Source organism: Salmonella sp. 32070601201500089SM (genome assembly GCF_017573605.1).
Classification (GTDB): Bacteria; Pseudomonadota; Gammaproteobacteria; order Enterobacterales; family Enterobacteriaceae; genus Salmonella; species Salmonella enterica.
In genome coordinates, this window is record NZ_JAGETK010000015.1 from 11,988 (window position 1) to 25,072 (window position 13,085).

Consider the following 13,085-nt stretch of genomic DNA (forward strand, 5'->3'; position numbering starts at 1 on the left):
TGTTTGCCCGGTAGCCTTTGCTACCGGACGATAAGCGTTATCAAAACGCCCATGACACGCTGCCTACAATGCTACGCTCGGCGCCAAAATAACAATAAGAGAGCGAATTACAGGCAGCGACATAGCGTTTGTCCGTCAGGTTATTTACGTTGAGCTGGGCGCTCAAGCCATTTAACCCAATGCTGGATAAATCATACCCAACCACCATGTCGACCAGTGTATAGGACGGCAACGTGTGGGTATTCAGGCGATCGCTGGTCACGCCGTTGACGTACCGGATGCCGGAGCCCAAAGTCAGCCCCTCTAACAGACCGCTTTTCACATCGTAGCTTAGCCAGGCGCTGGCCTGGTTCCGTGGAGCATAAACCGCGCGCTTACCCTGCTCTTGCGGGCTACTTTTCTTATAACGGATATCAGTATAGGTATACGCCGCCTGCAAACGGACGCTATCCGACAAATGGCTAATGGCCTCCAGTTCCCCCCCTTTAGACTCAATTTCACCAATCGAGCGGTACGGATCGGTAGGTTCTTCTTTGGTCGCGATATTTGTCTGGTTAATACGATACACGGCGGCGCTAAACTGGCTATTCCCCCCCAGCGGTTCGTATTTTACCCCCGCCTCCCACTGCTTGCCTTTCATCGGTTCCAGCACATTGCCGTTTTCGTCGGCGAAGCTGGTCGGCGTAAACGCGGTAGAATAACTGAGATAGGGGGCGACGCCATTGTCGAACAGATAAAGCAACGCAGCACGGGTACTGACGTTGTTTTTATCGAGATCGCTGCGTGAATCATGAAGTTTGTCGATGTTAGACACGCTGACCCGATCGTAACGACCGCCCAACGTAAAGCGCCAGCGATCCCATGACATCTGATCCTGTAAATAGTATCCGGTCTGCCGCAGCTTATGTTTTTCACGGCTATACAACGTAATGTAATCCGGCTGAGCGCCATAAACGGGGTTGAAAGCGTCAATCGGCGGAAACGCGCCATAATAGCCAGTAGTATGATTACTGCGATCCTGATAATCGATCCCCACCAGCAGACGATGATTAATCGCCCCGGTATCCACGCTGCCGTCGAGCTGATTATCCAGCGCGATAGCCGACATTTTCTCCCCAGAGCCGGAATAGCCGCGATTCAGCGCCGTTTCATTCAACCAACCTGCGGCATAGACCTGATTCAACGTCACTTTGGTATGCAAATAACGCAATTTTTGCCGTACCGACCAGCCGTTATCGAACAGATGCTCAATGTTATAACCCACCATATTTTCACGGCGATCGTATTTGTCGTAGTCATCTTCACCTTCAAAGAAAGTGTTAGAAATTTTTCTGCCGTTATAAGGTACAACCGTGCCTTGATAAGGCAGTCCGGAGTGGCTACCGCCTTCCGGATCACGGTGCAGATAGGCCATAAGATCAAGACGCGTCCGATCGGTAATTCGCCAGGTCAGGCTCGGCATCAGCGCATAACGTTCCTCTTTCAAGGGGGTAAACTGCGAATCGGCGTAACGTGTCATGCCGCTAAGACGCGCCGCCACACGTTCATTGTCATCCAGTGGGCCGGTCACATCAAAAGCCGCCCCGCGCTGGTTGTGATTGCCGGCAAACAGCTTCACTTCTCCCCCGGCATCAAACGCCGGTTTTCGCGACGTCAACGCGACAATGCCGCCTGGCGATGAACGACCATACAGAACGGACGCCGGGCCGCGTACCACCTCGATATCTTCCAGAAACCAGGGGTCAACCACCAACGAACTGTGCGAATTGGTGTCGCCCATCATTTTTAACCCGTCGAGATAGACGTTATCCAGACTACCGTCCGAAAAACCACGCAATACGATGTAATCAAAGCGGTTAGAGGCGCCTATCTGGTTACTGTATACGCCTGGGGTGTAGCTGACCGCCTGACGCACGCTGGTTGCGCCCTGCTCTTCAAACTGCTGGCGGGTAATAATGGATACCGACTGCGGCGTTTCAATATCTGGCGTCGCCAGCTTGGTCGCGCCACTCTGAACGGGCGAGGTGACAATGACGGTATCATTTTTTGTGGTTTCCTGGGCAGAAAGAGGAAAAGTCGCGCCGCCGATAGCTCCGCCTATCAATAGCGCCATACGCGTTGTCGCAAACATGAACATCTCCAAAGGCATCTTTATTGTAAATAAGAATTATTACCTTTTAGAGATGACGGACCACTATGCGTAACGCCAGATTGCCTATGCGCAATGATAAAAAATCACCCAAAGCGGCAGAAAACCGGGTTAGCAGCGGATATTACCGTTCTGGCGGGGCGCGTTACGCACAGTGTCGGGACGCCGTCAGAGACGCGTCACGCAGCTCGCCGGGCGAGCAGCCATAACGCCGACGAAATGCCGTCGCAAAGTTTGTGGCATGTTGATAGCCTGACATCCAGGCGGCCTGCTGCACGCTGTATCCCTCCATCAGATAACGACGCGCGCGCGCCAGGCGGCAATCGCGCAGATAATCAAACACGGTACACCCATAGGCATGGCGAAACTTGCACCGCAGGCTACTTGGACTCATTGCCGCCCGACGCGCCAGTTCGTTCAGCGTGTAGGCTTTTTCCGGCGTCTGCTCCAGTAAACGCCGAATGAGCTCCAGCCGCTGGTATTCACCGGTGACGGGAAGCCCGCGTTTTTGCGTTGCGGGCTGACATAGATTTAGCGCATAGCCCAGCAATTGCAGCATGATGCCTTCCAGCATTAACTGGCGTGACGCCGCATGAGGTCCGGGCTGCTGCGCATAACGTAGCCCCGAAAGCAGAAACTCCGGCACCTGCCAGACCCTCGCCGAGGTTGCGCTATGTTCCCACTCGTCTGCCAGCGAGCCAGGCAAACGCTCCCGCCATCCGCCGTCCGGGTACATTCCCAGCGACAAGGTGCGCAATTTACTGTCTGCGCCGTGATGGGCGCGTATCGTCTGCTGCTCACTCAGTTGCGAGCAAAACGCCATCCCCGCGCTCAACAAAAAGGTCTGCTCATTGACAGCCAGCGCGACGTTACCTTCCAGCACCACCAGCATATACAGCGGACTGCTATGGCGAGAGGTGGTTTCATAAGGTTGTAACACGTGAACATCCGAGCGTGTAATGCAAATCCCGCCGGGAAGCGCTATCTCTTCGATATCGCCATGAAGTACGGGACTACTCTGCGTATACTGCGGTAACGCAGGGAAGCGGTAATCAATGCCATAACGCTCGCCAAACGCGATGAAGTCGCTGACGGAAAAGATCTTTTTCATCGCCGGGGCGGCGGAAGAGTGACAGGAGATCGGAGACATTATCAATACCGTTTATCTGCGTTATACCAGAGCGTTAGCCACTGTGTAACCATATCACTGCGGCCCGGGAACGACAATAAAGATGAGAATAATTATCAACCGCTATTGAGGGAAGAGATAAGGCGAGCAAAGGTGATCGATAAACGCCGATCTGTCGATAAAAACGCGCTTTCGCCAGCGACGAAAGCGCGTCCGGGGGTATCAGTCAGGAGCGAAATCCTGCGGAGGTCATGAGCAGTCTGAACAACATTCCGACGCCCGCCAGCAGAAGCACGCTGGCGCACCATATCGCGACCATCCATACGACTCGCCGCGACCATTTTTTCACTTTAACCATCAGTGATATCCCTCTCCATGTCGCACTTTTCCACGGAAGACGTAGTAGCTCCAGAAGGTATAAGCCAGAATAATCGGGATGATTATCAGCGCCCCAACCAGCATAAAGCTTTGACTTTGCGGCGGCGCGGCGGCGGCATACAGCGAAATATCCGGTGGAATAATATTCGGCCAAATACTGATGCCTAACCCGCTGAACCCCAGAAAAATCAGCCCTAGCGTGAGAATAAATGGACGCGCATGGGATTCTGGTTTTTTCACGCTGCGCCATAGCCAGACGCTAAAAGCCAACACCAGCACAGGCACCGGCAGGAAGTAGTATAAATTGGGCAGCGTGAACCAGCGCTCGGCGATGTCGTCGTGGGTGAGCGGCGTCCACACGCTGACGCCTCCCATCACCAACAACAAGACGATCAACAACGGGCGCGACAGCGCGCACATCCGGCTATGCAGCGGATCTTCGCTTTTCATAATCAGCCAGGTTGCGCCCAGCAGCGCGTAGGTGACGACCAGACCGACGCCGCAGAACAGGTTAAACGGCGTCAGCCAGTCAAGCTGCGAACCGCTAAAGGTTCGCCCTTCCACCTGAAAACCGCTCACCACCGCCCCCACCACAACCCCCTGGGCAAAGGTCGCCAGGATTGACCCGACGATAAAGGATTTATCCCAGAACGCGCGATGCGACTCGGTGGCTTTAAAACGGAATTCAAACGCGACGCCGCGAAAGATAAGACCAAGCAGCATAACCACCAGCGGGATAGTCAGCGCGTCGGTGATGACAGCATAAGCCAACGGGAAAGCGCCAAAAAGCCCGGCCCCGCCCAGCACCAGCCAGGTTTCGTTCCCGTCCCATACCGGCGCGACCGAGTTCACCATAACATCGCGATCGTGTTTATCACGAATAAACGGAAACAGGATACCGACGCCCAGATCGAAACCATCCATCACGATATACATCAGCGTGGCGAACACGATAATAGCAAACCAGATAACCGGAAGATCGATGGTCATTCGCGTTTCTCCTGCTCAAGCGATTCTCCCACGGCAGAGATAGGACGCGCAGGTCTGCCATCGGTTTCAGCGGTCGGTGTCTCCGCCGGCTGCGGCCCTTTCTGGATAAGACGAATCATATAAATATAGCCAACCCCAAAGACCAGGGAATAGACCACAAAGAAGGCCAGCAAACTGATGCTCATCTGCAAGGTGCTGTGCGCGGAAACCGCATCACGCGTTCGCAGCAGGCCATAGACCACCCACGGCTGACGTCCTACTTCAGTCGTCACCCATCCGGCAAGGATGGCGATAAGCCCGGACGGCCCCATCCACAGCGCAAAGTGCATAAAGGGCCGCGAATGATACAGTCGGCGTCGGTAGCGTAGCCACAGGCTGGCCAGCCCCAGGAAGATCATCAGTACGCCCATGCCCACCATCAGACGGAAAGACCAGAACACCACGGTAGAGTTGGGGCGATCCTCTTTGGGATAATCTTTTAGCGCAGGCACCTGTTTGTCCAGGCTATGCGTCAGGATCAGACTGCCCAACGCCGGGATCTCAAGCGCATAGCGGGTCCGTTCCGCCTCCATATCCGGCCAGCCTACCAGCGTAAGCGGCGTTGGCTCGCCGGGCGTATTTTCCCAGTGCCCCTCAATCGCGGCGATTTTGACCGGCTGATGCTTCAGGGTGTTAAGGCCATGCATATCGCCAATCAATGCCTGAACGGGCGCCACCACGACCGCCATCCATAACGCCATCGAGAACATACGGCGGATAGCCGGCGTATCGTTACCTTTTAGTAAATGCCAGGCTGCGGACGCGCCGACAAACATCGCGCTACTTAAAAACGCCGCAACGGACATATGCAACAGGCGATACGGGAACGACGGGTTGAAAATCACCGCGAACCAGTCCACCGGGACCACCTGACCGTTGTGAATTTCAAATCCCTGCGGGGTATGCATCCAGCTGTTAGACGCCAGAATCCAGAACGTCGACATTAACGTGCCCAACGCCACCATACAGGTAGACAAGAAATGCAGGCCCGGCCCGACTTTGTTCCAGCCAAAAAGCATCACGCCTAAGAATCCCGCTTCCAGGAAGAATGCGGTGAGCACTTCATAGGTTAATAAAGGCCCGGTGATACTGCCGGCGAACTGGGAGAAACCGCTCCAGTTCGTTCCGAACTGGTAAGCCATGACCAGACCGGAGACCACGCCCATCCCGAAGTTGACGGCAAAAATTTTGAGCCAGAACTGATAGAGCGAGCGCCAGACAGGATTACGCGTTTTTAGCCATAAACCTTCCAGTACCACCAGGTAACTGGCTAAGCCAATCGTAATCGCGGGGAAAATAATATGAAAAGAGACGGTAAAGGCAAACTGGAGTCTCGCTAAAAAGAAGGCATCAAACTCCATGTTCCCTCCCGTTTATATATAGTCACTTCGTGTAAAATATTCACTGTTCGCAACCAGGTTGAAACGAAACGGTTATTTTCCCCAAACGTATAAACGTCGGGGAATATCCAGATAAATTACGATTTTTTTTGCGGCTGGCTGTCAGGCTTATCGCCCGACTCTGGCGCTTCGGAGGGGTCGTCTTTTTCGACAGCGAAACGGTAGTATCTATTTAGCATAACATGTCTCCCTTAGTTACATTCACTTGGCAATATCTACCTGGCCGTTATAAAAATAACGGCAAAACAAAAAAACAGCGTCCTCAAGACTATTTGCAATTTCAGCAAAATACGCTTAGCTGAAAGTTAAGAATAGACGTAAAACGATAACCTTCAAGTCAACGCGGTTTACGGGACGGGGGATTAGCACAGGGAGAATGACCGCAACGCTCGCTGCGCGGCGGCCATTTTATATGGTCTATCAAAAAGATAACCGTTAAGGTCCATTCAAACCCGTTAGTTTGCCTTCCCCTCAATCAAGCCATTGATCGTAGAAAATACCGCCGGCGCGCTGGTCGCTTCCGCAAACTCGACATTGATATTTTGCCGACGCAGCATATCGAAGAATTTACGTTGCGCATCAAGAATAACCTGATCGCCTACGCGCATATTTTCTGCTTTAGTTTCAACCAGTAAATAAACGCTGTCGGCGTCCTGACACTCAATACGGTACACAAAATCCGGCGTAGTAGAGCCCCCCGTATATTTGGGGATCTGAATGGCCCGCTTAGGCAGTTTGCCAAACACAGAAACCTGTTGCGGATAATCGTATTTTAATAGCGGCAATTCTGGATCGACGCTGTCATAACGCAACGGCGGTATTTGATAGAGAGAACGAGGATCGTCTATCGCATTCTCATCCACATTTTTCCCCACAATTTCAGCGCTAATCTCCTCTCTGAACTGCCGTGCCGTGGAATCAAATACCGACGTTGAAGCCTGAAAATCGAGAGGCAGATAATCGTGGCGCTGCGCAAAATGCGCATTAATCCGCGTCTGTAATGCGCGGGTCATATTGTCCAACGAGATCTCGCTTAAATAGCGTGAATCTCCGTGCAAAACATCACGCAGCATCGCCATTAACACCGGGTGCAGGACGTTAACCGGCAGACTGGTGCGTAACGCCAGTTGCTTAAGAAAATGGCCATATTTCATGCCCGCCATAAATTCGCTGGCGGCTAATTCGCCTTCCCGCTGCGCCACTTCAAAACGGCCATTATCTTCATTCGATACCAGCCGTTGTTGCACCTGGCTTGGCTTCTGGCGTATATACAGCGACGGATCGCGCAGCACCTCGGCGGCAATCTGTTCCAGAGAAGCGCCGCTACGCTCGAATTGCAGCATATAACGGCGGGAAAACTGCTCCCAGATACTGCTAAGTTGTTCCCAATTCTCTTTGCGTAACCTGACTCGCAGTCGGGAGGCGGGCTTATTGTCACGAATGCGATCCGCTCGCACCCGCGCCTGCGTCAGCTCAGGGTAGAACTCCAGTAGCCACGCAAAGCCACTTTTGGTTTCCCCGTTAAGCGTGACGCTGGGTTTAAACTCATTACTCCGGTTGATCAGTTTTTTATCATCCAGATCTTCCAGCAAACGAAGCTCCGTAAACGCAGGATCGACTTTTTGTCGCTCGGTGACGATGAGTGTGATCATCGCCTCATCCAGCTTCTGCTCGTTAAGCTGAACTTTGCTGTCGCGATTAATCTCATCAACCAGCATACTGGCAAACGCTTTTTCATCATAACCAATCAGAAACGACAGTCGGGACGGCCACTCTTCCTGATGAACGCGATGGCCGTTTTCATCTACCGGTAGCCGCAGGCCGCGCCCCACTTCCTGAATTTTGCTCGACTCGCTACCGGAAGAACGTAATTTAGCAATGACAAAAACATTCGGGTTATCCCAGCCTTCGCGAAGCGTCCATTTTGAAAACAGAAAGCGGCGCGTTTCCCAGTTGCCGTGATGGTCTGAAAAACTGAGCAACTTCTCTTTATTTTTCAGAATATCATCTACCTCAGCCTGGATCGCCTCATCGCCGCTTCCGCGGTCTTCGCCAAAGTAACCAGCGTGGACGTTTTGGTTATCCGAGTGCAGGCTGGCGAGCGTGGCCTGCAGAAACGACAGATACTCCACTTCTCGCGGCAGGGTCTTGCGCTGATAATCGTCAATCAGTTGCGTCAGTTTCTTTTTCAGCAAACGCTCAAAAGTGACTTTCAACCAGCCTTCGTCATCACGATAGCTTTTAATACTGTCAATAAAGAAAAGGCTTAAGGTCTTAATACGCGGGGCATTATTTTCTGGCTCATTGCTGCGTAAGAAATTTGCCTGCTCGGTATCAAAATGCTTATCAATGGCGTCCTGAATAATCAGTTCCTGGTAGCTCGCGCCAAAGGTTCCTGGCACCAGCGCCATCCCTGCCTCCAGCTCCAGATCGTTCGACAACATTTTACTGCCGGCATATTCGATACTGCCTTCAAATCCTGCATCGACATCGGCGAGATTTTCGCCCACGCCAACCTCGGCAATTTTGCTCCCCCGTCGGAGGATTAATTTCTTTGCCGTGACGCTGTCAACGATATAACGATTGTTGGCCTGTTCTTCGGGGAGATTCGGGTAATAAATATCAATACCTTTCACCAAACCATCGTTAAAACTGTCCACCGCGTTGAGATCAAACTGCGGTTGCCGGCGATAGTAATCTTTACGTACACATTTATTTTTACCCTTACCTTCGACAATATCCGGGAAGGTAGCGCCAAAGCGGACGATCATTTGCGGCTGAATGGCCTGAATCGCTCGATAAAATTTGTTATCTCGCGCAAAACGATGCGGTTCATCAATAATGACCACCGGTCGCGTCATTTGCAGCCCTTTAACAGGCGACGTCAGCCCACCCAGGAGCGTTTGATCGTAATCGTCTCGCGTCATACTGGCGGAATTGAGCATTTGCGCATTGATCAGCAAAACCTGAATCGTATGGCTATCACGACGGCTGGCATCAGTAAAACTTAATAGCTGGGCCGGAAAATTTTTACGCCCCGACTTTACTTTAAAATCACCGGCGTTAATGGTGCAAAGTTCCATCCGCGTATTTTCGTAGAACTGTGAAAAATGCTGTCTGGCGTAATCGCTGGTGATAAAGTTCCGCGCGCCTTCTTTAATGGCTGGCGTCGGCACCACCAGCACAAATTTGAAGAGGCCGTAGTTCTGATGCAGTTCATACATCAACCGGGTATAGACATAGGTTTTACCCGTCCCGGTCTCCATTTTAACGTCAATATTGGCCTTATCGTCGTAACGTTCCTTAATCAGCGGATTAGCATAGTGATTATGATCGGCTTGCGCGTGATCGATACCGGTGAAACTCGCCAGAATCGCCGCTAACGCCTGTTCCTGATGGGGAAGTTCTTCCAGTAAAATATTCATCATCATCCCCTCTTAATAACGCTTCACCAGGTTCACTTTTTGATCAAGCTGTTTTAAGCCGATTTCCAGTTCACGAATGGATTCAAGGTCGAAAGAGTAGCCGTAAATGACAATGGTCTGAACCGGAAGCTGGTGCGTACCAATGTGGTTGAGAAGATCGCGGGTCTGCTCTGTTCCCCATCGTTCATCAATCAGATACAGGCGCGTATTATCAACATACCTGGCGCAATAGCCGGAAAAATCAATGGTCTGTACGTCAATATCCATTTTATAACCATCGGCGACCAGCCATGTCGTTAATAAGGTCTCTTCGCCGCTTGCGCCGCCCGGCACGCCCAATCCTCTGGCGGAAAAAGGATTGATCATGTCGGTAAATCCTGACTCGGTGAAAGCGGCCAGTTGACCGCTGGTATTGATAAAATGGCCGGTAGCAATATCGAAGCTATCCAGATCGTCCAGCGTCTGCTGTGTCGGAGTGGCAAAACGATAATGTTTAAAACCGAGATCGCTATTGGTCGCGGGATTGTTGGCGCGGATCTTCGCCGCAACGCGTGTAATTCGCTCGCGGCTGATTTCATCAATAGTGTTATAACCTGCTTTTTTCGCGATAGTGTTATTGCTTAATGCCTGATCGATAGTACACAGAATAAACGTGCGCTGCCCCCCATCTTCTTCATTCAGCGCCATTACCGCATGGGCCGTGGTGCCGGAACCGGCAAAAAAGTCCAGAACGACGCCGTCTTTATCGATAGCGAGCTTGATGATTTTCTTCAATAATGCGGTCGGTTTCGGCGTATCAAAAACGTTGTCGCCGAAGAGATCCAGAATCTCCTTTTTCCCCTCTTTATTCGACGCTACGTTATCCCAGTAATTGGTCGTTGGCTGCCCTTTACTGTGATGCGCGTACATGACTCGCTGGGGAATACCGCCGTTATCTTTGCCAAAATAGACCAGATTATCGGCCACCAGTTTTTGGTAACTGGCTTCAGGATAAGCCCATAGTCTTTCGTGTACCGTACCATTCGGCGTGGTAATTTTATAGGTATAGCCGCCGCCGCTCAGCCCTTTTGACACCGTTAACGGCACCGGTCGCCATTTCCCTTCTGGAAACTGTTCGGTCGGTTCTTTATAGGATTTCTGAATATACTCTTTAGAAAGCGGTTCTAAACGTAAAGCGCCCTGACCGGTTTTGGCATAAACAAGAATGTATTCCCCCTGGATGGAAACGTTATCAGAGTCGTTAGAAATCTCTTTTTTGCGCTTCCACATCACATTGGTGACAAATCCGCCTTCGCCAAAAATCTCATCCATCATTAATTTAAGATTGGCGTACTCATTATCGTCGATAGAGATAAAAATAAATCCGGTATCTTTCAGGAGTTTCCTGGCCAGGAAAAGACGCGGATACATAAAAGATAACCACGCGGAGTGCGTCGATTTACCCTGAATGGATTTTAAACGTGCCAGTTCAGTATCATTAAGACCAAACATATCCTGCAACGCCCGATCGCTATATTCAAAATGATCGGGATAGACAAACCCGTCCGATCCGGTGTTATAAGGGGGATCGATATAGATCATATCGACGGTATCGGCGTAATTATTTTGCAGATGGCGTAAAACATCCAGATTATCCCCGGTCAGAAAAAGATTATGGCTGTTTTTGTTTTCTGCCAGAGTATTGTGTTCCACGTCAGGAACGATAACGGTAACGGATTTTTCACCCGCCTGTTTTTTTGCGTAATCTTTGCCAATAAAATCAATCTGATAACCGCTAGTCAGCTCATCAATATTACGCGCTTTCAGCGCGCGCTCAAATTTGGCGAGATCAAATCCGCCTTTCGCGATCAGTTCGCCCTGCTCGTTATAGCGATCGGCGGTAAAAAATTCCGGTAATGCACGTTGTAACTCAGACAGAAAGGCGCTATTCGGGGCAACAGACTCGTTGTGTTTTTGGTTATCTTTCAACATGATATCTTCGCTCCGTTGATAATTTTAAGGTGCAGCAATCAATTTCTTATAAAGAAAAAAGTAAGCGATGATTGTAATGGTCACGAACGGCAGATGCCATCATTAACCTTTGTTGTTCGTTGAAAGGGCGTGAAAACGACGGGAGGAAGGCGTGCTCCCGGCGACAGTATGCGCCAGGAGCGTAGTGTTTACGTGCGATGACCGATGGCCGACTCCGGGAGGGCATCGCTATCTGTACCGGAGATGACGACTCCCCGGGTCTCGCGACCAAATGCCACAAATACACAGATTAAAATAGCCACCGCGCCAGCCACGATCGCCATTGCCAACCCGTAATTTCCGCCATGCGTTTCCGCGATGCGGGCCTGTAACGTCGCATTAACCGACGCCAGTAAATTACCGAGTTGGTAAACAAACCCTGGCAGCACGGCGCGCGCATTCGCCGGAACCAGCTCGTTCAGCCAGGTCGGTACGACACCCCAGGCGCCCTGCACCATAAACTGCATCAGAAACGCGCCCAGGCCAATCGTGAATGATCCGCTGGAAAATGCCCATAGCGGGAGTACCGGAAGCGCAAGAAAGGCGGCGATCATGATCGCTTTTTTACGCCCAATACGTTCCGATAGCGTACCGTAGAAAATACCGCCGAGCATGGCGGCAATGTTATAAAAAATCGCAATGATACTGATCAGATGCGGATCAAAACCATGCTGCATCTTCAGGAAGGTAGGATAGAGATCCTGCGTGCCGTGGCTGAAAAAGTTAAAGAACGCCATAACCAGCACCAGATACAGACACAACTTCCACTGCTTGCGCAGAACAGGAAGCAGCGCGGTATTCTCTTTACGCGCTCTGGCCGCCAGCCAGACGGGGGATTCCGGCACTTTAAACCAGATATAAGGCAGCAAGACAACAGGCAGGGCGCCAATCAGGAACATGCCGCGCCAGCCTACCATACTGTAGAAGAGGCCAAAAATAACCGAGGCGAACAGATAGCCGCAGGGATAGCCCGCCTGAAAAATGCCCGACATCAGGCCACGCGAACGATCGGGAATGGTTTCCATCGCCAGTGATGACGCAACGCCCCATATCCCGCCCATCGCCACGCCGTACATGACCCGAAAAATCAGAAATGCCATGAAGGTGGGCGACCAGGCGGAAAGCAGTTCAAACACCGTAAAGAACAGAATATTGAGCATCAGTATCGGTCGACGTCCGTACTTTTCCGCCATTCGACCAAATAGCAGCGCGCCAATGGGACGTACCGCCAGGGTCAGCATAATCGCAATGGAAACGTCCGATACGGAAGCGTGAAACCATTCGGCGAGATCGCTAAGTACAAAGACAAGGATAAAGAAATCAAACGCATCCAGCATCCAACTGGTAAAGCTGGCAAACGCCACATGTCGTTGTGTCGTCGTCCAGTTCAGGGGGGTGTACATAGGTAGTGTCCTGCATCAAAAAATAACATCAAGCTTTGAAGCGGCGAAACGCTGAAGCGCTCCCGTCGTCAAAGCGACGTAACAAGGTAGCGTTGCGCTACTTATTTGTTATCTTTTTGTATATAGCAGGTAAAATGTTAGCAAAAATAGACAAATCATTAC

At 51.3% G+C, this 13,085-nt stretch carries 10 protein-coding genes; all 10 read right to left on the reverse strand.

The features are described from left to right. Window positions 1–40: 40 nt before the first annotated feature. The 10 genes from foxA to J4728_RS19740 all read right to left on the reverse strand — a co-directional run bounded on the left by foxA (window position 41) and on the right by J4728_RS19740 (window position 12,923). Entirely contained in the window at window positions 41–2,149 is a 2,109-nt protein-coding gene (foxA, locus tag J4728_RS19700; protein ID WP_208212285.1) for a ferrioxamine B receptor FoxA, read from the reverse strand. Between the two features lie 145 nt (window positions 2,150–2,294). Beyond that, window positions 2,295–3,299, reverse strand: a complete 1,005-nt coding sequence (foxR, locus tag J4728_RS19705) for a ferrioxamine uptake transcriptional regulator FoxR (protein WP_000074596.1) — start codon at window positions 3,297–3,299, stop codon at window positions 2,295–2,297. 95 nt (window positions 3,300–3,394) lie between these two features. Further along, the gene (locus tag J4728_RS24015; RefSeq protein ID WP_229023857.1) at window positions 3,395–3,586 is read right to left on the reverse strand and encodes a hypothetical protein; all 192 of its coding nucleotides are present in this window, start codon (window positions 3,584–3,586) and stop codon (window positions 3,395–3,397) included. After that, window positions 3,505–3,690 (reverse strand): DUF2474 domain-containing protein, encoded by a 186-nt coding sequence (locus J4728_RS24310; RefSeq protein WP_305954967.1) that lies wholly within the window; start codon window positions 3,688–3,690, stop codon window positions 3,505–3,507. The genes J4728_RS24015 and J4728_RS24310 overlap by 82 nt, the downstream gene beginning before the upstream one ends. Then, complete coding sequence (gene cydB, locus J4728_RS19715; protein WP_000151047.1) at window positions 3,636–4,646, reverse strand: cytochrome d ubiquinol oxidase subunit II; 1,011 nt, start codon at window positions 4,644–4,646, stop codon at window positions 3,636–3,638. Before cydB ends, J4728_RS24310 begins: the two co-directional genes overlap by 55 nt. Beyond that, complete coding sequence (locus J4728_RS19720) at window positions 4,643–6,046, reverse strand: cytochrome ubiquinol oxidase subunit I (protein ID WP_000393711.1); 1,404 nt, start codon at window positions 6,044–6,046, stop codon at window positions 4,643–4,645. The genes cydB and J4728_RS19720 overlap by 4 nt, the downstream gene beginning before the upstream one ends. Window positions 6,047–6,162: 116 nt before the next feature. After that, window positions 6,163–6,264 (reverse strand): small effector SsaA, encoded by a 102-nt coding sequence (ssaA, locus tag J4728_RS19725; RefSeq protein ID WP_000934834.1) that lies wholly within the window; start codon window positions 6,262–6,264, stop codon window positions 6,163–6,165. A gap of 276 nt (window positions 6,265–6,540) precedes the next feature. Then, window positions 6,541–9,513, reverse strand: a complete 2,973-nt coding sequence (locus tag J4728_RS19730; RefSeq protein ID WP_208212326.1) for a type III restriction-modification system endonuclease — start codon at window positions 9,511–9,513, stop codon at window positions 6,541–6,543. A gap of 9 nt (window positions 9,514–9,522) precedes the next feature. After that, on the reverse strand, window positions 9,523–11,481 hold the full coding sequence (locus J4728_RS19735; RefSeq protein ID WP_023204768.1) for a site-specific DNA-methyltransferase: 1,959 nt from the start codon (window positions 11,479–11,481) through the stop codon (window positions 9,523–9,525). Between the two features lie 188 nt (window positions 11,482–11,669). After that, window positions 11,670–12,923, reverse strand: a complete 1,254-nt coding sequence (locus tag J4728_RS19740) for an MFS transporter (protein WP_000288502.1) — start codon at window positions 12,921–12,923, stop codon at window positions 11,670–11,672. Window positions 12,924–13,085 lie beyond the last annotated feature (162 nt).

Bases quoted from the DNA above. Each gene is read 5' to 3' on its own strand.
- ssaA (WP_000934834.1), bottom strand. From the start codon at position 6,264: ATGCTAAATAGATACTACCGTTTCGCTGTCGAAAAAGACGACCCCTCC.
- J4728_RS24015 (WP_229023857.1), bottom strand. From the start codon at position 3,586: ATGGTGCGCCAGCGTGCTTCTGCTGGCGGGCGTCGGAATGTTGTTCAG.
- J4728_RS19740 (WP_000288502.1), bottom strand. From the start codon at position 12,923: ATGTACACCCCCCTGAACTGGACGACGACACAACGACATGTGGCGTTT.
- J4728_RS19730 (WP_208212326.1), bottom strand. From the start codon at position 9,513: ATGATGAATATTTTACTGGAAGAACTTCCCCATCAGGAACAGGCGTTA.
- foxA (WP_208212285.1), bottom strand. From the start codon at position 2,149: ATGCCTTTGGAGATGTTCATGTTTGCGACAACGCGTATGGCGCTATTG.
- cydB (WP_000151047.1), bottom strand. From the start codon at position 4,646: ATGACCATCGATCTTCCGGTTATCTGGTTTGCTATTATCGTGTTCGCC.
- foxR (WP_000074596.1), bottom strand. From the start codon at position 3,299: ATGTCTCCGATCTCCTGTCACTCTTCCGCCGCCCCGGCGATGAAAAAG.
- J4728_RS19720 (WP_000393711.1), bottom strand. From the start codon at position 6,046: ATGGAGTTTGATGCCTTCTTTTTAGCGAGACTCCAGTTTGCCTTTACC.
- J4728_RS19735 (WP_023204768.1), bottom strand. From the start codon at position 11,481: ATGTTGAAAGATAACCAAAAACACAACGAGTCTGTTGCCCCGAATAGC.